The 21,575-nt window shown below is 36.1% G+C and carries 17 protein-coding genes and 1 tRNA gene; 11 read left to right on the top strand and 7 right to left on the bottom strand.

Going from position 1 to position 21,575, the window contains the following annotated elements:
- The first annotated feature begins 116 nt into the window (after window positions 1–116).
- From C8N28_RS03190 to C8N28_RS03180, 3 genes are all read left to right on the top strand, one after another.
- A complete protein-coding gene (locus C8N28_RS03190) occupies window positions 117–2,153 on the top strand; it encodes a thioredoxin domain-containing protein (RefSeq protein WP_132221453.1) in 2,037 nt (678 codons plus the stop codon).
- 4 nt (window positions 2,154–2,157) lie between these two features.
- Window positions 2,158–2,655, top strand: coding sequence for an FKBP-type peptidyl-prolyl cis-trans isomerase (locus tag C8N28_RS03185; RefSeq protein ID WP_132221451.1), 498 nt, complete (start codon window positions 2,158–2,160; stop codon window positions 2,653–2,655).
- 67 nt (window positions 2,656–2,722) lie between these two features.
- Complete coding sequence (locus C8N28_RS03180) at window positions 2,723–3,133, top strand: EVE domain-containing protein (protein WP_132221449.1); 411 nt, start codon at window positions 2,723–2,725, stop codon at window positions 3,131–3,133.
- Window positions 3,134–3,138: 5 nt separating this feature from the next.
- Here C8N28_RS03180 and C8N28_RS03175 read toward each other — a convergent pair whose 3' ends face one another.
- Complete coding sequence (locus C8N28_RS03175) at window positions 3,139–3,666, bottom strand: acyl-CoA thioesterase (RefSeq protein WP_132221447.1); 528 nt, start codon at window positions 3,664–3,666, stop codon at window positions 3,139–3,141.
- An 18-nt stretch (window positions 3,667–3,684) separates the two neighbouring features.
- Window positions 3,685–5,598, bottom strand: coding sequence for an ABC-F family ATP-binding cassette domain-containing protein (locus C8N28_RS03170; RefSeq protein ID WP_132221445.1), 1,914 nt, complete (start codon window positions 5,596–5,598; stop codon window positions 3,685–3,687).
- A gap of 53 nt (window positions 5,599–5,651) precedes the next feature.
- On the opposite strand from C8N28_RS03170, the gene C8N28_RS03165 reads away from it, so the two are divergent.
- The gene (locus C8N28_RS03165) at window positions 5,652–6,683 is read left to right on the top strand and encodes a quinone-dependent dihydroorotate dehydrogenase (RefSeq protein ID WP_132221443.1); all 1,032 of its coding nucleotides are present in this window, start codon (window positions 5,652–5,654) and stop codon (window positions 6,681–6,683) included.
- A gap of 72 nt (window positions 6,684–6,755) precedes the next feature.
- Here the strand turns inward: C8N28_RS03165 and C8N28_RS03160 are convergent, their stop codons facing one another.
- The 3 genes from C8N28_RS03160 to C8N28_RS03150 form a co-directional block, all read right to left on the bottom strand.
- Window positions 6,756–6,938 (bottom strand): spore protein, encoded by a 183-nt coding sequence (locus tag C8N28_RS03160; protein WP_132221441.1) that lies wholly within the window; start codon window positions 6,936–6,938, stop codon window positions 6,756–6,758.
- A gap of 27 nt (window positions 6,939–6,965) precedes the next feature.
- Window positions 6,966–7,036, bottom strand: a tRNA-Cys gene (locus C8N28_RS03155).
- A 44-nt stretch (window positions 7,037–7,080) separates the two neighbouring features.
- Entirely contained in the window at window positions 7,081–7,830 is a 750-nt protein-coding gene (locus C8N28_RS03150; RefSeq protein WP_132221439.1) for a TrmH family RNA methyltransferase, read from the bottom strand.
- Here C8N28_RS03150 and tamL point away from each other — a divergent pair.
- Window positions 7,821–10,169 carry a translocation and assembly module lipoprotein TamL gene (gene tamL / locus C8N28_RS03145; protein ID WP_449369350.1) on the top strand — a complete coding sequence of 783 codons (2,349 nt, stop codon included), beginning with the start codon at window positions 7,821–7,823 and terminating at the stop codon, window positions 10,167–10,169. The two genes, C8N28_RS03150 and tamL, sit on opposite strands and share 10 nt — an antisense overlap.
- Before the next feature lie 5 nt (window positions 10,170–10,174).
- Here the strand turns inward: tamL and C8N28_RS03140 are convergent, their stop codons facing one another.
- Window positions 10,175–10,723: a hypothetical protein gene (locus tag C8N28_RS03140; RefSeq protein WP_132221437.1), complete on the bottom strand. Its 549-nt coding sequence runs from the start codon at window positions 10,721–10,723 to the stop codon at window positions 10,175–10,177.
- 110 nt (window positions 10,724–10,833) lie between these two features.
- Window positions 10,834–11,454, bottom strand: a complete 621-nt coding sequence (locus C8N28_RS03135) for a porin family protein (RefSeq protein WP_132221435.1) — start codon at window positions 11,452–11,454, stop codon at window positions 10,834–10,836.
- Between the two features lie 212 nt (window positions 11,455–11,666).
- Between C8N28_RS03135 and C8N28_RS03130 the strand changes: the two genes are divergently transcribed.
- The 6 genes from C8N28_RS03130 (at window position 11,667) to C8N28_RS03105 (ending at window position 21,467) form a co-directional block, all read left to right on the top strand.
- Window positions 11,667–11,867, top strand: coding sequence for a YwbE family protein (locus tag C8N28_RS03130; RefSeq protein WP_132222523.1), 201 nt, complete (start codon window positions 11,667–11,669; stop codon window positions 11,865–11,867).
- Window positions 11,868–11,970: 103 nt separating this feature from the next.
- Entirely contained in the window at window positions 11,971–13,377 is a 1,407-nt protein-coding gene (locus tag C8N28_RS03125) for an alkaline phosphatase (protein WP_132221433.1), read from the top strand.
- A 42-nt stretch (window positions 13,378–13,419) separates the two neighbouring features.
- Window positions 13,420–13,950 (top strand): RNA polymerase sigma factor, encoded by a 531-nt coding sequence (locus C8N28_RS03120; protein ID WP_132221431.1) that lies wholly within the window; start codon window positions 13,420–13,422, stop codon window positions 13,948–13,950.
- Window positions 13,951–14,151: 201 nt separating this feature from the next.
- The gene (locus C8N28_RS03115; RefSeq protein ID WP_132221429.1) at window positions 14,152–17,376 is read left to right on the top strand and encodes a SusC/RagA family TonB-linked outer membrane protein; all 3,225 of its coding nucleotides are present in this window, start codon (window positions 14,152–14,154) and stop codon (window positions 17,374–17,376) included.
- Window positions 17,377–17,432: 56 nt separating this feature from the next.
- Window positions 17,433–18,920, top strand: coding sequence for a SusD/RagB family nutrient-binding outer membrane lipoprotein (locus C8N28_RS03110; RefSeq protein ID WP_132221427.1), 1,488 nt, complete (start codon window positions 17,433–17,435; stop codon window positions 18,918–18,920).
- A gap of 15 nt (window positions 18,921–18,935) precedes the next feature.
- The gene (locus C8N28_RS03105) at window positions 18,936–21,467 is read left to right on the top strand and encodes a phosphocholine-specific phospholipase C (protein WP_132221425.1); all 2,532 of its coding nucleotides are present in this window, start codon (window positions 18,936–18,938) and stop codon (window positions 21,465–21,467) included.
- Window positions 21,468–21,575: the final 108 nt, after the last annotated feature.

Below are 21,575 nucleotides of genomic sequence, written 5' to 3'. Positions count from 1 at the left end.
AATATTTAAGTCTGCAAGTTAGCAAAAAGCGCCGATGTTATAAATAGCTTGACTCGCCATATCTAACCGGTATGGATTTATTATTTTAAATACAAAACAGTACATTTATACTAAATATGGCAAATCAATTAAAGTTTGAATCATCTCCATATCTCAAGCAACACCAAAACAATCCTGTTCATTGGTATCCCTGGGGTGATGAAGCCCTGCAGAAAGCTCAAAAAGAGAATAAACTCATTATTGTAAGCATTGGTTATGCCGCCTGCCATTGGTGCCATGTAATGGAACGTGAGAGTTTTGAAAACGATTCAGTTGCGAAAGTAATGAACGATCATTTTATAGCAATTAAAGTAGATCGGGAAGAGAGACCTGATATTGATCAGGTATATATGACTGCGGTACAGCTTATGAAAGGACAAGGAGGCTGGCCGCTTAATGCTATCTGTTTACCTGATACACGTCCTATTTATGGGGGTACTTATTTTCCTCCTGAAGATTGGAAGAATGTATTGCTTCAACTAGTAGAAACTTGGAATGAAAAACCTGAGGTTGCATTAGATTATGCACAACGATTAACGCAAGGCATTCATGAGTCAGATGCTATGCCGGTTCATCAACTCGATAAACCTTTTGAAGTATCGACATTACATGAGATTGTAGAGGTTTGGAAAGCTTCGTTTGATAAAAAAGAGGGAGGTTATAAACGTGTTCCGAAGTTTCCAATACCGAATAATTGGTTATTCTTTTTGCGATATGGCTTTCTTGCAAAAGATGAGGAGGTGTTAGAGCATACTCATTTTACACTTAAGAAAATTGCTTCCGGAGGCATTTATGATCAAGTAGGCGGCGGTTTTGCCCGTTATTCGGTAGATGCCAGATGGCATATTCCCCATTTTGAAAAAATGCTGTATGATAACGCTTTATTAGTTAGCCTTTATTGCGAAGCTTATCAACAAAAGAGAACTCCTCAATATAAGAGGGTAATTTATGAAACCCTAGGGTGGATTAAACGTGAGATGACTAGCCATAAAGGGGCATTCTATAGTTCGCTGGATGCAGATAGCGATGGATTAGAAGGTAAATATTATACATTTACTCAGCAAGAAATAAAGGAAGTCTTAGGTGAAGATGCTCCATTATTTATTAACTATTTTCAAGTTACGGAGAGAGGAAATTGGTTAGAGGAAAATACAAACGTATTGGAATTGCATGAAGATGCTGACACTTTGGCGCGAGAGGCGGGTTATTCAGAATCTGAATGGAATAATTATTTAAGTGAAATTAAATCGAAGCTTTATCAGCATCGGGAGAAACGTACTCGCCCGGCATTGGATAATAAAATCCTTTGTTCCTGGAACTCTATGATGATTAAAGCGTACGTAGATGCTTACCGGATATTTCGCGAAGAGGAATTTATAACTGCTGCAAAAATAGCGGCTATTTTTATTGAAAGGGAGCTTTTTAATTCAAAAGGCGATTTATTGCGCCAGCCTACCTATAATGGAAAAGAAATAACCGGTTTCTTAGATGATTATGCATTTTACATTGAAGCATTAATTGCTTTATATGAAACTACTTTTCAGATTGATTATCTTGAAAAAGCAAAATCACTTATGGATAAGGTATTAATTGATTTTAGGCATGAAAATGATACTGCTTTCAACTTTGCTTCTCACCAATCAGAGAAATTGATTGCAAATAAGAAAGATATAATGGATGATGTCATTCCATCATCAAACTCTGTGTTAATACGTCAGTTGTTTAAGTTAGGCTTATTTTTTGATAACAATTCATATCGTTCAATTGCAATGCAGATATTGATCAATGTTTTTCCACAGATTAAAGCATATTCCTCTGCATTTTCGAATTGGTCGATACAGCTTTTAGAAGAAGTCTTTGGCTTAAACGAGATTGCTATAACGGGTCCTGATTATCAACGAAATCAAGAAGAGTTGGATAAATATTATCTTCCCAATAAAATAGTGATGGGAGGGGTAGATGAAAACCTTCCTTTATTGAAGGGTCGTGTAGATTCGGCCAACAAAATATATGTTTGTAAAAACAAAACATGCAGTTTACCGGTAATAAATATACCGGGATTATTAAAATTAATTTTTAAACCGGAGAATGGACAGAATTCTCCACAATCTTAACAAGATGATTATACAACCCAACAGCGTAGTTGCGCTAACTTACAAATTACACACTGTAAACGATGGTTCAAAAGAATTTGTAGAAGAAGCTGATCAAGCAAACCCATTGGTTTTTTTATCAGGTGTAGGTATGATGTTGCCTAAATTTGAAGAAAATATTCAAGGGTTGAAAAAAGGTGATAAAATTGATTTTGAACTACAAGCTGCTGATGCTTATGGAGATTTAGATGAAAGTGCAGTAGCACAATTGCCTGCCGATATGTTTAAAGAATCAGGAATTCCTCCAGTAGGAGAAATTATCCCTTTACAAGATAATCAAGGAAATCAATTTAGAGCAAGAGTAACGGAAGTAAGTCCGGAAGCTGTTGTAGTTGATTTAAACCATCCAATGGCCGGACAAAACCTGCATTTTGATATTGAGGTTTTAGATGTTCGTGAAGCTACTGCAGATGAATTAGCACATGGTCATGCACATGGTGCAGATGGTCATTCAGGTCACTAAGTTTAAATTTTTATTAAATTAGAAGAGATTTAGGAATAATTCCTAAATCTCTTTTTTATAAAATACTATGAATTATTTTTTAGTTAAGTCTGAACCTTTTAAATACAGCTGGGATCAATTTCTTAAAGACAAACAAACCTTTTGGGACGGCGTTCGTAACTATCAGGCACGTAATAATTTGAAAGATATGAAAAAAGGCGACCTGGTCCTTTTTTATCATAGTAATGAAGGGAAGGAAGTAGTCGGTATTGCAAAAGTTATTAAAGAATCTTATCAAGATCCAACCACTACTGATGATCGTTGGGTTGTAGTTGATCTGGCACCGTTAGAAGCATTAAAACAACCAGTTAGTTTGCAGACTATAAAAGATGATGAACTTTTAAAAGATACCGCTCTGGTAAAACAAAGTCGTTTGTCGGTAATGCCCTTAAAAGCAGCAGAGTTTGATCGTATTATCGCACTAGGGAATGCTGAATAATTCTCTTATTTAGCAGAATTTGAGGAGTCAAATACGTGCATCAATTCATGAGCATCGGAAGCTTTCATTTTGCCAGCTAAAACAAGTCGTAATTGGCGACGTTGAATTGCTTCGGTATAATAAAGCTTCTCGTTTTCAGTTTCAGGTATTAATTCAGGTACTCTTAGGGTATTAGAGTTTTCATCGATAGCAACAAAAGTATAAAAAGCCTCATTAGATTTGATCTTGGTGCCTGAAGGGATGTTTTGTGCCCAAACCGTAAGCCTAACTTCCATAGAAGTGTTAAATGCGCGACTAACCTGTGCTTCAATCGTAACAACATCTCCTAATTTAATAGGGTGATGAAAAGATACAGTATCTACAGAAGCCGTTACAACAATTCGGTTGCAATGCTTTTGGGCAGATATTGCAGCAGCAATGTCCATCCAGTGCAGTAGGCGGCCTCCCATTAAACTATTCAACGGATTGGTATCATTGGGTAACACCAATTCATTCATAACCGTGAAGGATTCTTTTGCGAATTTTTTGTCCATTACCCTATTGATTAATTATTATTCTTCTAATTCTAAGATTTTATCAGCAAGTTCTTCCCATCTGTTTTTATAATCGTTTAGTTGGTTCTTTGCTGCTTGATATAATTTTGTTAACTCAGCTAATTTGTCGGTTGAGTTGTATATTTCTGGATCAGCTAATTGAAGTTCAAAATCTTTGATCTTGTTTTCTGCTTCAACAATATCTGCTTCTAAGTGTTCTAGATCTTTATTCAGATTTGAAGAACTCTTTCCCTGAACCTTTTTTATTTCAGGTTTAACTTCTTTTTTTTCCTTCTTTATCTTTGGCTCCTTTGAAGTGTTTTTAATAGCTTCCTTTCTGCCCGCTTGCCAATCTTCATATTCCTGATAAGTTCCAGGATATTGTTTGATCTTTTGATCTTCAATATACCAAATTTTATTGGCTACGTTATCTAGTAAATATCTATCGTGAGATACTACAATAAAAGTTCCTTCATATTGTTTAAGAGCTTGAATCAGAATATTGATAGATTGTATATCTAAGTGGTTGGTCGGCTCATCCAGCAACAGGAAATTAGCATCTGCTGTTAATGCTTTTGCCAATGCTACGCGAGATTTCTCTCCTCCAGAAAGAACCTTAATTTTCTTAAAAGCATCATCGCCTGTAAATAAGAAAGATCCCAGAATGGTTCGTAATTCTGTTTCTGTATGTTTAGGTGCAAATGCTTGTAATTCTTGAAGCACTTCGTTTTCTAAATGAAGTGCTTCCAATTGATGTTGAGCAAAAAATGTTTGTGAAACATTATGACCTGATTCACATGTACCTTCAAAATCAGGGTCTACGCCTGCAATGATTCGTAACAAGGTTGATTTACCTCTACCGTTCGCTCCAATAAGAGCAATCTTATCACCTTTCTCAATAATTCCTTCAGTGTCCTTTAGAATAGGAACATTCGGGTAGGATTTACTGATATTCTTTAAAGTTTTAACATGACGTCCCGAAGGTTTACTAAAACGGAAACTGAAATTTACAGTTGGGGTATCATCATCTACAGCATCCACCTTGTCCATTCTATCTAAAGCTTTGATACGTGATTGAACCATTTTAGCTTTACTTGCTTTTGCTCTAAAACGCTCAATCAACTTCTCTTCCTGTTTTATCTTAGCCTGCTGATTTTTAAACTGATTACCTTGAATTTCCTCCCTTAAGGATTTTTCTTCCTGATAAAAGCTATAGTTTCCAGCGTAAACATTTAGTTTGCCTTTTCTAGATTCAACGGTTTTGTTAATAACGCGGTCTAAGAAATACCTATCGTGAGATACAATTACCACTGCTCCTTCAAATGCTTGCAAATACGTTTCAAGCCATTGAATGGAAGGTAAGTCTAAGTGGTTGGTAGGCTCATCCAGCAATAGAATATCAGGGGCTTGCAATAATATTCTTGCCAGCATAACCCGCATTCTCCATCCTCCAGAGAATTGAGACAGTTTTCGCTGTTGTTGTTCTTCATTGAAACCTAGACCTGCTAATATTCCTGCAGCACGATATTCTATATTGTATCCATCAAGAGCTTCAAATTCGGCTTGCTTATCGCTTAATTTATGTAAGATATCATCGCTATAATCTGTTTCTAACTTTTTAAGAAGCTCTTCTATCTGATCATGCAGTTCATTCTGCCTTTCGAAAGCTTCCATGGAAACATGTAAAATACTTTTATCAGATTGATAAGATAGTAGATCTTGGTTAAGGTAGCCTATTTTCAGATCCTTAGCCATAGAAATCGTGCCTGATGTAGGCTTCATTTCTCCTACGATCAACTTTAATAGAGTTGTTTTACCAGTTCCATTTGCACCGATTAATCCGGCTTTCTCTCCTGGTTTTATATGCCAGTTTGCTTCGTCATAAAGTGCGCGGGCACCTATTTCAAAAGTTAAATTATTGATTGATATCATTTCGCTGCAAAAGTACGGATTTTTAAATTAAATTGTTTTCTATCTTTGTTCTTATGTACAAATTGGTTAAACCTTTTTTCTTTTCGATGGAGCCAGAAACGGCTCATTATACGGTAACTAGCGGGCTCAAAAACTTTTTGAAAGTTTGGGGCGCCAAGAAGATCCTAGAGGCGGCATTCTCCTATGCAGATCCCTCATTGGAAAGAGAGGTTTTCGGATTAAAATTTAAGAACCCTGTAGGTTTGGCAGCTGGCTTCGATAAGAATGCTGAATACATTCATGAAATGGCTGCTTTAGGCTTTGGTTTTGTTGAAATTGGAACGGTAACACCTAGACCTCAGCCAGGAAATGATAAGCCTAGAATGTTTCGTTTAACAAAAGACGAAGCTTTAATAAATCGAATGGGCTTTAATAATCAAGGAGTAGATGTAGCAGCCTTACGCCTGAAATATTTTACAGATAGAAACGGCCTTATTATTGGTGGAAATATTGGTAAAAATAAAACCACTCCCAACGAAGATGCTGTAAGTGATTATATCATCTGTTTTGATAAGCTTTTTGATGTAGTTGACTATTTCGTTGTAAATGTTAGTTCTCCAAATACACCCGGACTTCGTGATTTGCAAGAGAAAGAACCCCTTAAGCATATTTTAAATACATTGCAAAAACGAAATGAGGGTCATGAGAAGCCAAAGCCGATTCTATTAAAAATTGCTCCCGATTTAACCGACAGTCAGCTTGATGATATTATAGAGATTGTTATTGATACAAAAATAGCAGGAGTTATTGCTACAAATACGACTATAAATCGGGAAGGACTGAAGAGTGAATCTTCTTTATTAAAAGAGAGTGGAGGCTTAAGTGGTAAACCTCTATCTGTGCGTTCAACCGAAGTAATTCATTATTTGTCAGAAAAATCAGGAAAGGCATTTCCGATTATTGGTGTGGGTGGCATTCACTCTTCTGCAGATGCTCTTTCTAAAATGCAAGCAGGCGCAAGTTTGGTTCAGGTGTATACAGGGATGATTTATGAAGGCCCACAATTAATTAAAGCGATATGTAAGCGCTTAATTAATAAAAAGTAGATCGCTATATATTTATATAAAAAAAGCGGGATACTCATTTGAGTATCCCGCTTTTTAATCTATCGAAATAGATTATTTCTTTAAACCAGCAGATAACTGATCTAAGATCGCGTTGTTTTTAACAACCTGATGCGTAGCTGGCATTTCAGAACGGCTTCCGGTTTCAATGTTGCGACCTAATTTTAGAAATTGAACATCAAGTTTAGCAGTAACTTTGTTCTTTCTATCTTTTCTTTTTAAGCGAGTAACTCCCATTTTTGTATATTTTTTATTTTAATAACGAGGTCGGAAGCGGATTCGAACCGCTGTAAAAGGTTTTGCAGACCTCTGCCTAGCCACTCGGCCATCCGACCATTCCCATTAAGGAATGCAAAAATAGTAAATTAATCTATCTTGCCTAAGTTTTTTTGATTTTTCTGCTTAATTCCGAACAAATGATGGCTGATGAGATAGCAACATTCAATGATTCAGCTCTACCAAATCGAGGGATCGTAATTCTTTCAGAAATAAGAGGTATTAAATCTGCTTGAATCCCACTTCCTTCATTTCCCATCAAAATAATTCCTTCTTTACCAAAATCAGTTTCATAAATCGATTCTCCGTCCAGAGTTGCGCCATAAATTTTAAGCTTACATTTAGGTAACCATTCTTTCAGGTCATAATAAAATACCTTTATTCGTGCCAGAGAGCCCATGCTTGCTTGTATAACTTTGGGATTATAAATATCAGCGGTATTCATTGAACAAATCAATGTATTCATTCCAAACCAATCAGCCGTACGAATGATTGTTCCTAAGTTTCCCGGATCCTGGATAAAATCTAAAGCTAACGAGAATTTATTTCGTAAATCTTCAACTTTTAAATCGTAGTGAGGTATTTTGAAGACAGCTAAAATTCCCTGAGGATTAGTTAAAGCACTTATTTTCTTTAATTCATCGGAACTTATCTCGTTTCCTTTTATAATTTGCAGAAAATTAACCACTTTTGAAGACATTTCGGGAAGGTAATATATACTATGAAGTACATACTCTTCATTGATAAATTCCGTTATGGATTTGAGACCTTCTACAATAAAGAGATTATGGGTCTTCCGAAACTTTTTTAGGTGAAGAGATTTGATTAAACTTATTTGGGACTTTGAGAGCATTTACTTCTAAACTTATATCTTTTACAATTATAGCGCTTTTGCTGCTATTTATTACATCTTGTAGATCGGTTCGTTTATTAGAAGATAATCAAACCTTAGTGACAAAAGTAAAATTAAAAGGGATCGATAATGCCTACGAGGAAGACGCATCAGAATATATTCAGAAAGAAATACGTCCAAACTCTACCATAAATTTATTTATTTACAACTTTGCAAATAAGCAAGGCGATCATTACCGAACCGATAAGATTCGTAATGTTGGTGAAGCTCCGAGACTACTGGATAGTTCCTTGATCGAGATTTCCCGTAATCAAATTGAACGTTTTCTAGCAAGCAAAGGCTATTTCAACGCAAAGGTTAAAGACTCTATTGCTATAAAAAAACAAAAGGCAAGTATTACTTTTATCGTCGAGCAAGGTAATCCTTTTTTTATTCGAAACTTAGAATACCAGATTGCAGATCCTAAACTGGATAGTCTCTATAAGCGAATGAGTCCTGAGTTCAGTCATCTTCATGCAACCATGCGCTATGATAGTGATTCGCTGGTGTATGAACGCGAGAATATATATAATTTATCCAGACGTTATGGATACTTTGATTTTCTCCGTCAATATGTTCGTTTTGAAGTAGATTCAGCAATGGAAGGTAATCTTGTAGATCTGAAACTGATTATCGATAATCCCGAAAATAAAGCGAGTCATCCCATCTCTTATATTGATAGTAGTTTTATAGAAATAGCCAAAAGTGATGGCTCAATAAGTAATCTTCCTCGTAAAGATACATTGGATCAAGCCATGTACTATACAGATCATACAGGAAAGTTTAAAGCCGTACCACTTAATCGATATATCTTTCAAAAACAAGGTGACCGTTATAATTACGATTATGAAAACCTTACTTACGATCGTTTATATGAGTTAAATACATTTAAAGGTATTAAAGTAAGCTATACAAAGCCTGATTCTTCGCATATCAATGCTCATTATGCTCTTATTCCTTTAAAAAGAATGGCTAATAGAATAGAAGGTGAATATACTTTTAACTCAGGCAGGAGTGGTTTCAATATAGGTAATACCTATACGAATAGAAATTTATTTGGAGGATCGGAGCAGTTGGAGGTGAAGGGTCAGTTCGGTATTCTATTTGATTCACAACTTTCAGGAAGTCTTTTCAATCGCGTCTATAACCGTGACTTCCAGTTTGGTGCCTCCTTAACTATTCCTCGTTTGATTGTCCCATTCTGGATTCCTGTTATGGGAAAAAATGGAATGCCGAGAACAGTATTCTCTACAAATTGGCAAATATTCGATCAGGCAAGTACTTACTCAAACCGATATTTTATTAATTCCATATCCTATATCTGGAATGAAACTCGCTATAAAGTGCATCAGCTTACTCCCATATTGCTTGAATATCGTATCGGTCGCTTAGATGCGTCTTTTAAAGAGCAACTCGATAAAGAAGGCTATCGTTTATATATTGAGAGTAATGACCGGGCTTATATAGGCTTGGGTAGTCAGTATTCTTATACATTTAATACGCTCCGTCTAAATAGTTTAGAGAACTTCCTCTATTTTAGAGGTACATTGGATGTAAGTGGAAACACTTTGGGTTTAATTAGTTCAGTCGTTGATTTTAAGAAGAATGAGAGCGGAGAAAAAACACTTTTAGGCGTTCCTTATTTACAATATTCAAAGGTCGAAACTGATTTTAGATTCTATAAATACTTTGGTGGAGAGCGTCAATTGGTATTGCGTATTAATCCTGGTGTGGCCGTTCCTTATGGAAATAATCAAAACCTGTTAATTTTTGAGAAGAATTTTTACTCAGGTGGAATGAACGGTATTCGTGCCTGGCAAGCTAGAACATTAGGGCCTGGTGGTTATAACCGTTCTGTACTGCCTGATTCATTGCGATTGAATCTTCGAAACCTTGATCAGTTAGGAGAGGTTAAATTAGAAGCTAACGCAGAATATCGCTTTAAAATAATGAATAATTTTTTTGGAGCAAAATTGAAGGGGGCAACTTTTATTGATGCCGGAAATATTTGGCGGATAAAAGATGATGGATTGAATCCTAAGGGTCAGTTTAGGTGGGATAGGTTTATGGATCAGATCGCAATTGGTGCAGGTGTAGGCTTCCGCTTCGATTTGGAGTACTTTGTTTTCCGTTTTGATATTGCTGCTAAAGTAAGAGATCCTCAATTTGAAGGAGCCGACCGATGGGTTATATCAGAGATATTGAATTCGAAAGATTTTAAGGAACGGTATAATCAGACCAACGATCCTGATCGGTACAACTTTGTTCAATATAATTTTGGGATTGGTATGCCTTTCTAGAGCCCTCAGAAGATTCCCTTGATGCCATGCACCAGTGTTTCAAAAAATGTAGTTAAATCCATCCCGTGCTTATAATTAAAGTATAAGAATACTAACAGGGCAATAATAGCGAGGGTTAGAAGTTTACGGAACATCATTCCAATAAGTATAAATATGGCCGGAACTATAAGTAATACAACCCAGTTTATTTTTATAGGATTAAGTCCTGAATCACTTTTTAATATATAAAATAGCTGTCCGTGAGATCCACTATCGTTAATATGTTTAATAAAGACGAAGGTTGATTTTTCTACTTGATTAGGAGTAATAGCAACCCCATTATGAAACTCAAGCGGATAATTAAAGTTATTTAAAGAGAATTGGAAGGTTCCATTGATATTTTCCAAAGGTTGTTCAAGCGAGTCAGTTGCAATAATTGCAAGTTTATCATTTTTTAGCAGATTTTCTTCTACAATGAAATGATTAATTTGGTTTGTCTGTTTTTGTGCAAAAGTTATGTTTGGTATTAGAATAATTGCAGAAAAAATAAAGAAACGATAAATTGACTTGTGCATCCGATCATGTTATTAGACTTACAATATTAAGGAATTCTTTATAATCAGAGTGCATAAAAAAAAGAGGGAAGATATCTTCCCTCTTTTTTTATTTAAAGGTTTAGGTATTTTTACAATGCAAATCCAACCGAGAATGAAAGTACGCGGTTGTTTTGTTTGTAATCTACACCATCCGGAGCGATATCTGATAATCCCAAGCCATAACCTGCACCAAGTGTCAAACCACTCGATAATTGGTATCCGGCAAGGAAGTTTGCACCAAACTCAGTTCCCTTTTGAGTACCATCCTTACCAAAATCGAAATCTTGTTCAGCTGAACCCCAATCTCCTTTATATGAGTTCTTACCCGATATACCAAAGGCTGCATAAGGTCCGGCTCCTAAAAAGAAATTACCACCACCTGCAGGAAATTTAACTACTGCATTTACTGGAATTTCAATCCACATCGTATTTTGTGTCAAGGTTCCTAAATCATTATCCATTAATTTTGCTCCTTTTCCTTGAAGAGAAACTCCTGGTTGGATAGAGAACATAGATGTTATAGGGGCATCCATGAAACCAGTTATATGGAAATTGGTAGAAGCTTCAGTATCGTCTGCATTATTACCATCACTGAAATGGTAAGTTGGTAGATTCACACCAGCCTTGATACCATATCCTATTCCTTGTGTTTGAGCAAAAGCTCCAACTGTAAATAATACTGCTACTGCAGATAAGATTAACTTTTTCATAGTTTCTAAATTTGTGTTCTGTTTTTTTAATGTTTAAAACATAAACTGCTTTGCAACTGTCAAGCCAAAAAAACATTTTGTTTTGTAAGTTCCTTATAATCAGGTTAATATTTATTTATAATACAAATCTGAGATTGTACTTAAACTTATACACATGAGGACATAAATACCCAAAATCTTCACTACTTTTGATGTTTATATACAAACAGAATATGGGTGGACAAAACAGAAAAGATATTTTTCCAGGTTTATTGGTAGCAATTATCTTGAAAAAGGATCAACGATCTGGTAATTTAACAGAGGGTATCGTTAAAGACATTCTAACTTCATCAGCCTATCATTCACGCGGTATTAAAGTTCGATTAGAAGATGGCCAGATTGGCAGAGTAGCTGAAATTTTAGAAGAAGATTAGATCTCAATATCATAATCTTCTTATTCAGATAATATGAATTTAACACTGTACTAATACGAATAGACAATATTTGCTTATTCATATTAATATAGATTATTCATAAATGAAAAGAAGATCCTTTTTTAAACAAGCATCGCTTGCGGTTGCCGGAGCAACTATGCTTTCCCCATTCGATTTATTGGCTTCAGAAAAACGCCGTAGCATTTTAGCTAATAATGCTGGTTCAGCAAAGAATATAATATTTATGGTGAGTGATGGAATGAGCATTGGCACACTTACTATGGCCGACTTACTTCTGCAAAGAAAAGAAGGTCGTAGAAGTAAATGGTTATCACTTTATGATGAAGGAAAAGCGACTCGTGCTTTAATGGATACCGCTTCTGCTAATGCCCTGGTAACTGATTCTGCAGCTGCCAGCTCTGCATGGGGAGGTGGTAAGCGAGTAAACAATGGTGCTCTGAATGTAAACCCAGATGGATCCTTCAATAAGCCAATTCTTCAGAAATTCAAATCAGCAGGTAAGGCTGTAGGCTGTGTTACCTCAGTTCCAATAACACATGCAACGCCTGCAGGATTTTGCGTAAATATTGCAAGCAGAGGCGATCAGTCTGAAATAGCAGTCGAATATTTAAACTTAGATTTTGATGTCCTTTTAGGTGGCGGAACCGAGTTTTTTAGTGCAGATAAAAGAAAAGATAAAGCCGATGTTTTTGGCCAATTCTCTCAAAAAGGCTATCACGTAGTTCAGAATAGAAATGATCTGCTTCAAAGTTCTACAACTAAACCCTTGTTAGGTGTATTTCATGAAGACGGATTGCCTTATGTTCTTGATATTCAATTTGATAATAGACTGAAGGCTGAAATACCTTCTCTATCAGAAATGACTAAGCAGGCAATAAACCGCTTAAAGCAGAATAAAAATGGTTTCGTTTTGCAGGTAGAAGGAGGAAGTGTTGATTGGGCTGCCCACGCCAACGACGCTAGTGCTTTATTACACGAGCAAATAGCATTTGACGAAGCACTATCAGAAGTAATATCTTTTGCAGAAGAAGACGGTGAGACACTTGTTATTATAACAACCGATCATGGAAATGCCAATCCAGGCCTCTTTTCTAGCAATGATAAATTCGATAAAATCCAGCATTTTAAACAAACGAATGATAAGGTACTGAATAGTATCAATAGAAATTTTAGCTCGAAACAAGTAATAGATTACATTGAATCGGCTCAAGGTATTGCTATAAAAGATGAAGAGGCAAAGGAAATTTTAAAGCACTATAATCAATTAGATAGTGAAGGTTTATATAATCCTAATAATCTGCCATTTAAAACGTTTGCTGAAATTCAATCTAATTATACTGGCATTTCATTCGGTTCTACCAATCACTCTAGTGATTTTGTTGAATTAGCAATGTTTGGTCCCGGAAGTGAAGACCTTAAACATTTTGTGAAAAATACAGATTTACATAATTTCATGCTACAAACTGCTGGTTTAATAGAAAAATCATAGATCAATAGAATGCAATAACAGAAAATCCTATAGCTTCTTAATATGACAGAAGAAAGATTGTTGATTTGTTTGCAAAATGGAGAGTCTATCGCTTTTGATATTTTGTATGATCGTTATTGGACACTACTTTATAAAGCAGCATTTAATAGAATTGCTGAAAAAGATATAGCAAAAGATATTGTTCAGGAAGTGTTGGTTAGTATTTGGCAAAAGAGAACTCAATTAGCCATAAAAACCAGTTTGCAAAACTATCTATTGGGTGCTGTAAAAATGCAGGTATTCAATTATTTTAGATCTGAAAACATTAAACAACGTGTTCATGGATTTGTGATGGATGAAACAGGATTTATTATAGACAGCATAGATGAGTCTTTCTCAATCCAGGAAGTGGAAAATGAGCTTGTTCTTGCCATAGATAATTTACCTAAAAACATGAAACGTTCCTTCCTTCTTCGGCGTGAAAATCTGAGTATTAAAGAAATAGCAGTAAGGCTTAATTTAGCTGAGCAAACTGTAGCCAATAATATAGCAGAAGCAGTACGTCGCTTACGAATGGAACTAGCAATAAGTTAACCCAAACTTCATTGTAAATCAAAGTAGATTTTCCTCCTTTCTGTTACTTAAAGGTAAAGAAACAGAAAGGAGAAAAATGAAAATTTAAAGTCTACGATCATTAATACCCGTTTAAATCTTAATAAAGAAAACGGTCCTAAGGAAAGGCATTCTAGCACTTTTCAGTCAAACAATAAAACGCTAAAATTTTATATAATAGATATGAATAAAATAACTAATCCGACTAAGTATGGGTTGTCGGTTATACTATTAACTGTCCTATTGACTTCCTTTTTTACCGCCTATGCCAATGCTAGTTTAGCAAAAGCGAGTATATCCAATAATTTCGGTAATATCTCTATACAACAAAATGTAACAGGTACTGTACGCGATTCTTTAGGTAATAATATGCCGGGTGTAACGGTTCAGCTAAAGGGTACTAACCAAGGAACTTCTACTGATATAAATGGTAAATATAATTTATCTTCTCCTGCTAACTCAACATTGGTGTTTAGTATGATAGGGTATAGCAGACAAGAAATTGCTATAGATGGAAGAAATATAATTGATGTTATATTGAATGAAGACGCATCTTCATTAGAAGAGGTGGTTGTAACGGCTATCGGTATCCGTCAACAGAAACGTAAGATTGGATATGCTACTCAAGAAGTAAAAGCTGAAGTATTAGCAGAAGCAAAAACAATGAATCTTGGTAGCGCGCTGACCGGACAAGTAGCTGGTCTAACAGTAACCAATCCTACTGGTATTTTCCAAAAACCTTCTTTCTCTTTACGGGGTAAAAATCCATTGATCGTATTGGATGGTATTCCTATTGAGACTGATTTTTATGATATTTCCAGCGAAGATATTGAGAATATAAATGTTCTTAAAGGAACAGCAGCTTCGGCACTTTATGGAGCGAGAGGAAAGAATGGAGCGATTCTAATTACAAGTAAAAGTGCTAAAAGCGATAAACTGGAAATCAATATTAACACGAATAACATGGCTACTGCCGGTTTTACTGTTTTTCCTGAAACCCAAACAGAATATGGTAATGGTTCTAATGGTCAATATGAATTTTGGGATGGGGCAGATGGTGGTATCTCGGATGGAGATATGATATGGGGACCGAAATTTGGAACGGGTGTTAAAGTTCCCCAATGGAATAGTCCGATTAAGGATAAGCAAACAGGTGAAATAATACCATGGTGGGGAGATGTATCGGGAACGATGTACGATGATAAATCTCGTTATGAGCGTGTACCTACAGATTGGATCAGACATGATAATTTGAATGATTTCTTAGGAACCGGCCTCGTTACAGATAATTCATTATCGATAGCATTTAAAGGTGAAAAGGCAAGTTTTTATGCTTCCGGAAAATATGCCCATCAAAAAGGGCAAGTACCTAATACATCCTTAACTACCGGCGGACTTAATTTCAATTCTTCTTTTTATTTAAGAGATAATCTGCAGTTAGATGCAGCTCTGTCATACAATAAGGTTACGTCTCCTAATTATCCACGTTATGGTTATGGCCCTAAGAATCATATGTATACCATTTTGATCTGGATGGGAGATGATGTGAATGGTAAGGAGTTAAAAGAACACATGTATGTGCCTGGACAAGAAGGATACAGACAAGCTAATTATAATTATGCTTGGTACAATAATCCTTATTTCGCTGCTTATGAACTTGAACAAAAGTTAAATCGAGATGTAATAACAGGTCGTACAACATTGAATTGGCGTGTATTACCTAACTTGAATCTTCAGGGCCGTGCTTCACTTCGTGAAAATAAAACCTTTGAAGATATGCAAAGCCCTAAATCATATATGAATTATGGCGACTCCAGGAACGGCGATTATAAATTATGGAATAAAGCACAGGCTAATATCGACTTAGACTTCTTAGCTTCATTTAATCAACGTTTATCTTCTAAAGTTGACTTAACATTAAACGCCGGAGCTTCTACATTTGATCGTACGGTTAGAGAAGATTATGAATCCAGCGATGGTCTAATCGTTCCATACGTTTACAGCTTAAATAATACACAAGGCCCGGTGCAGGCAACAAATTATTTTCAGGAAAAATCTGTACGAAGCGTGTATGGTACTGCTAACTTAGATTTATTTAATTCAGTATTCTTAAACTTCTCTGCCCGGAACGACTGGTCTTCAACTTTACCTAGTGGCGGGAATTCCTATTTTTATCCTGGTGCGTCTATCAGTACCATTCTTTCTGATTACATAAGCATGCCTAAAGCCATTGATTTTGTAAAGCTATATTCATCATGGGCACAGGTTTCAAGTGATTTAGAACCTTATAGTATTTATTCTACCTATAATAAAGAAGTGACTTATGGTTCTACACCATCTGTTGGATATCCGTCAGGAATTATTAACCCTTATATCCAGCCCGAGAAATCTACTTCGTATGAAATCGGTTTAGCTACTTCATTCGCTAATAATCGTTTGTCTCTTGATTTAACGTACTATAATATCATTGATGAAAATCAGATCATTGATTTAAGTATTTCTCAAGCTTCTGGTTTTGCCAGCCGCAAAGTAAACGGGAATGTTTATGCTACCAATGGCTTTGAACTTATGGCAGGTGCAAAACCTATTATAGGAGATCGTTTTTCTTGGGATATTGGTTTAAACTGGACGAGTTATGCAAAGAAGATCAATGAAATATACGACAATCAAGAGAAATTCGGAAACCTGAAAGTAGGCGACCGGGTAGATAGCTATTATGCTACTGTTTGGCAAAAAAGTGCTGCAGGAGATCTAATCCTGAATCCGAATAGTGGTTTACCAATCAGAGACCCGTATCCGACTTATCTTGGAAATACAGAACCGGAGTGGAGATTTGGTCTCCAAAACACATTTAAAGTAAAAAATTTCACAGTTAATCTTGATTTAGACGGAGCGTGGGGAGGTTTAATGCGATCTGTAACGATTGAAAAAATGTGGTGGGGAGGTAAGCACCCTGAATCAGTTGAATATAGAGATCAGGAATATGCTGCCGGCCATCCGGTTTATGTACCCCAAGGCGTAGTTATAACAGGTGGCGAAATTACCAGAGATGTAGATGGTAATATTTTGTCTGATACACGTACCTATACACCTAGTACTACTGCTGTTAACTGGCAAACCTGGAGCCAGATTTACCCCTATCAGGCACAAGTTACTGAAGAGGAAAGTGAAAAGTTTGCAAACGTATACGACAGAACATATGTCAAACTTCGCCGACTTTCAGTTGGCTATGATTTAACCAATATCATGAAAATTGGTAATGCAAAAAGTGTTAATGTATCCCTATTTGGATACAATCTTTTGATGTGGAAGAAAATCCCTTATGTAGATCCTGACTATGGTAATGATACTGATTTACAAGACCCATCTGCAAGATATTTGGGCTTCTCAGTGAATTTAAAGTTCTAATATCTTAAAAGTCAAAGGATTATTAACAAATAGATTTTATAGAAAATTATAAAAACATGAAAAGAATAATATACAGTGCTATAGTAATGCTCTTCTGTTTAACGTCCTGTGAGCGTTTAGAAGATATAAATATAGATCCAAATCGTCCAACAGAAACGCATCCTCAGTTACAGCTCACTAAGGTTCAGTGGGATGCTTTTCGATCTTTTCAGGGTACCGGGCCACTTTACGCTATAAAAATGCTGGTTCAAACAGATGGTGAAAATAGTAATCAATACTATCAATGGAATCGTGGAAGCTTTGACCCCTATTATAACATGCGTGATGTTACGAAAATGGCTGAAGAAGCGGAACGGATAAATGATAATAGCTATATTGCTTTAGCAAAGTTTTTTAAAGCTTATTATTTTTATAACCTTACGCTTACATTTGGAGATATCCCATATTCAGCTGCATTAAAAGGTGAATCGACAGATGGCTATGTGCCTCCAATATACGATAGTCAAAAGCAAGTTTTTATGGGAATTTTAGCAGACCTGGCAGAAGCAGATGAATTGTTAAAAGATCAAAATGAGTCAATTGCCGGCGATATCATTTATAAAGGCGATAGCTATAAATGGAGAAAGCTTATTAATGCTTTTCGTCTTAAAGTGTTAATAACATTATCTCATAAGGAAGCCGATGCTGATTTAAATATTAAGGCTGCTTTTGCACAAATCGTTCAAAATGGGCCATTGTTGGGAGCCGATGGAATAGATGACGGGCAATTAGTATTCTTAAATCAGGAAGGTAACCGCTATCCAGAGTTTAACTCGAGTGGTTATGGGTCAGGTATGTATATTGATGAAACATTTATCAATCGTTTACAAGAACGCGAAGATCCAAGACTATTTGTGTTTTTCACTCAAACAAGGCTCGCTCAAGAGGCAGGGAAAGAAATTGATGATTTTAGTTCCTATGATGGAGGTGATCCAGCCGCATCGTATGCCGAAGTAAATTTAAAAGCAGCAGCAGGTAAAACATCGAAGGTATTAGAACGCTATCATCAAGATCCAACAAATGAACCATTTGTTTTAATTGGTTATTCAGAGCAGCAATTGATCTTAGCCGAAGCATCTGCAAGAGGTTGGATTTCAGGGGATGCAAAACAATACTATGATGCAGGAGTGAAAGCTTCCTTTAAGTTTTATGAAACCTATGCGAAAGGTTTAGGTAATTATGTGAATGCTGATAAAGTTACTGAATACTTATCTAATCCATTAGTGGATTTTTCGAAAGCGACTACCTTGGAAGATAAAATTGAACGTATCATTATGCAAAAATATATTAGATCCTTTTTACAGAACGGGTGGTCTGCATTCTACGATCATTTACGGACAGGTTATCCATCTTTTCGAAGACCTGCAGGTGTAAATGTTCCATATCGTTGGATGTACCCACAATCGGAATATAATTACAATGCAGAAAATGTTTCAGAAGCTATCCGTACCCAGTTTGGTGAAGGAAATGATAATATTCACCAGAAAACATGGTGGCTTAAATAAATAATAATTAAGAACATGAATACAAGACGTGATTTTATTAAGCAAGCTGCGCTAATAGCAGGTTCATCCGGTGTATGGAATGCATTACCTGATGCATTGAAAAAAGCAATTGCGATTAATCCAGAGTTAGGTAGTACCTTTTATGATGCCGAACATGTAGTTATATTAATGCAAGAAAATCGCTCTTTTGATCATTGCTTTGGCAGCCTTCAAGGTGTTAGAGGTTTCAATGACCCTCGTGCAATTAAGCAGCCCAATGGAAATAAGGTATGGTTACAGTCTGATAAAAAAGGACAAACTTATGCACCCTTTAGGTTGAATATAAAAGACACTCGTTCTACCTGGATGGGCGGTTTACCACATTCTTGGTCAGATATGGTAGATGCCCATAATAAGGGAAAAATGAATAACTGGTTAGAAGCAAAGCGAGCAGGAAATAAGGAATATGTGCATATGCCTTTAACCATGGGCTACTACAACCGTGAAGACATCCCTTTTTATTATGCTATGGCAGATACCTTTACGGTCGGCGATCAGCATTTTTGTTCTTCTTTAACAGGTACGACTCCTAACAGGTTATATCTATGGAGTGGTACTGTGCGCGATTCTAAGAAGCAGAATGCAGTCGGGAATGTTAGAAATTCCGATGTAACCTATCGGAAAAATGTAGACTGGCGTACATTCCCTGAACTGCTGGAAATGAATGATATATCCTGGAGAATTTATCAGAATGAGTTGAGTTTGGATACAGGATTTACAGATGAGGAAGAACCATGGTTAGCTAATTTCACTAATAATCCCATAGAATGGTTTGAACAGTTTCATGTTTGGTATTCGGAAACTTACTTGGAAGAGCTAAAGAGAAAGGCTAGTTTATTAGAAAAGGAAATAGCTGCTATTAATAGCGAAACTCCGGAAAAGAAAGAGAAGCAGAACATCTTAAAAAATTATCAGGAAAGCTTGCAAAAATGGACTCCCGAGAACTTCAGTAAACTGCCTGAAATAGAAAAGAGTATCCATGCTAAGGCCTTTACAACCAATAAAAATCACCCACCATATCGTCAAGTTGTTGATAGCATTTACGATGACAATGGTGTTTCCCGAACTATGAAAGTACCTGCCGGAGATGTGCTTTATCAATTCAGACACGATGTAGATAACAATACTTTACCTACGGTTTCATGGTTGGTACCTCCTCAACATTTTTCCGATCATCCAGGTTCACCATGGTATGGTGCCTGGTGTGTTTCTGAGGTAATGAATATCTTAACCAAGAATCCTGATTTTTGGAAAAAGACCATTTTTATTGTAACTTATGATGAGAATGATGGCTATTTTGATCACATTCCTCCTTTCGTGCCTCCTTCACCAAATGGAGAAGGTTTACCTGGAAAGGTTTCTGAAGGAATCTCTATGGAAGCTGAGTTTGTTGATCTGAATGAAGAGTTAAATATAAAGAAAGTTTCTGAAAAGGATGCCAGAGCAAGTTCCATTGGTTTAGGCTTCAGAGTACCTTTGCTTATTGCATCACCATGGAGTAGAGGAGGAAAAGTTAATTCAGAAGTATTAGATCATACTTCCATTATTCAGTTTCTGGAAAGCTTTTTAAGTAATAAAACAGGGAAGGAGATTAAAGAAACCAATATCAGTGAATGGAGACGTACAGTTTGCGGCGATTTAACTTCCGCTTTTAGCCCCTATAACGGTGAAGAAATACAATATCCTCAACCGGTAGATAAGGAAAAATTTATCCAGAGTATTTACAATGCTAAATTCAAAGAGTTGCCGAGTGGATATAGACTCTTGAACACAGCTGAAATCAATACCGTTAATCAGGGAAATGTAGTTCCTGAAGAGCTTATGCCAGGTCAGGAAACAGGTATAAGAGATTCTTGTGCACTTCCTTATCAAATGCATGCAAGTGGCGGTTTAAGTGATGACAAAAAGTCTTTTGCTATTAAATTTAAAGCAGGTAATCCTTTTGGTAAAAAATCGGCAGGTGTTCCCTACCTGGCTTATGCAAGCACAAATTATAAGGGAACCAATTCAAACGATAGCTTAGAACGGGGTAAATCATGGGCTTATGCCGTTAAAGCAGGAGATGAGTTAACAGAAAATTGGTTATTGAATAACTTTGAGAATAATTCTTATGCACTTTTAGTTTATGGTCCTAATGGATTTTTCCGTTCTTTTGAAGGAAACTCAAATGATCCTGCTTTGCAGATTAGCGATGGTTATCGGACTGCCCTTAGCTTAACAAAAGCCGTTGAAGACAAATTAGTGTTGAAAATTGCTAATAATGAAACCGATAAAAAGTTAAGAGTAACAATTCAGGATAAAAGTTATGGTTTGCCTAAAATTACTAGAGAGGTACTGAATGGTCAAATCATTGAAGTAGACATTGATACTGCTAAAAGCCATGGATGGTATGATTTTATACTACAAGTTGATGGTTTTGAAAGCTTTACTCAACATTTTGCTGGAAGGATAGAGACTGGCGAGATTAGAAAAACTGATCCATTAATGGGAAAGGTTCTTAACGGCTAATCTATCAAACAGATAGAAAATCTGTCTAATTAATACCAGGTAAGGAGGATCTTAAACTCCTTACCTGGTATTTTTTGTTTAATAAGCTATTAAGATTTCTTTTATTCT

The organism is Albibacterium bauzanense (assembly GCF_004339765.1).
GTDB lineage: Bacteria > Bacteroidota > Bacteroidia > Sphingobacteriales > Sphingobacteriaceae > Albibacterium > Albibacterium bauzanense.
This window is presented reverse-complemented; position numbering and strand designations above follow the sequence as displayed.

Coding starts and splice junctions, on each gene's coding strand:
- C8N28_RS03110 (WP_132221427.1), top strand. CDS start 17,433: ATGAAAAGAATAATATACAGTGCTATAGTAATGCTCTTCTGTTTAACG.
- C8N28_RS03160 (WP_132221441.1), bottom strand. CDS start 6,938: ATGGGAGTTACTCGCTTAAAAAGAAAAGATAGAAAGAACAAAGTTACT.
- C8N28_RS03150 (WP_132221439.1), bottom strand. CDS start 7,830: ATGCTCTCAAAGTCCCAAATAAGTTTAATCAAATCTCTTCACCTAAAA.
- C8N28_RS03180 (WP_132221449.1), top strand. CDS start 2,723: ATGAATTATTTTTTAGTTAAGTCTGAACCTTTTAAATACAGCTGGGAT.
- C8N28_RS03185 (WP_132221451.1), top strand. CDS start 2,158: ATGATTATACAACCCAACAGCGTAGTTGCGCTAACTTACAAATTACAC.
- C8N28_RS03130 (WP_132222523.1), top strand. CDS start 11,667: ATGGGTGGACAAAACAGAAAAGATATTTTTCCAGGTTTATTGGTAGCA.
- C8N28_RS03120 (WP_132221431.1), top strand. CDS start 13,420: ATGACAGAAGAAAGATTGTTGATTTGTTTGCAAAATGGAGAGTCTATC.
- C8N28_RS03175 (WP_132221447.1), bottom strand. CDS start 3,666: ATGGACAAAAAATTCGCAAAAGAATCCTTCACGGTTATGAATGAATTG.
- C8N28_RS03125 (WP_132221433.1), top strand. CDS start 11,971: ATGAAAAGAAGATCCTTTTTTAAACAAGCATCGCTTGCGGTTGCCGGA.
- C8N28_RS03165 (WP_132221443.1), top strand. CDS start 5,652: ATGTACAAATTGGTTAAACCTTTTTTCTTTTCGATGGAGCCAGAAACG.
- C8N28_RS03115 (WP_132221429.1), top strand. CDS start 14,152: ATGAATAAAATAACTAATCCGACTAAGTATGGGTTGTCGGTTATACTA.
- C8N28_RS03135 (WP_132221435.1), bottom strand. CDS start 11,454: ATGAAAAAGTTAATCTTATCTGCAGTAGCAGTATTATTTACAGTTGGA.
- C8N28_RS03105 (WP_132221425.1), top strand. CDS start 18,936: ATGAATACAAGACGTGATTTTATTAAGCAAGCTGCGCTAATAGCAGGT.
- C8N28_RS03140 (WP_132221437.1), bottom strand. CDS start 10,723: ATGCACAAGTCAATTTATCGTTTCTTTATTTTTTCTGCAATTATTCTA.
- C8N28_RS03170 (WP_132221445.1), bottom strand. CDS start 5,598: ATGATATCAATCAATAATTTAACTTTTGAAATAGGTGCCCGCGCACTT.
- C8N28_RS03190 (WP_132221453.1), top strand. CDS start 117: ATGGCAAATCAATTAAAGTTTGAATCATCTCCATATCTCAAGCAACAC.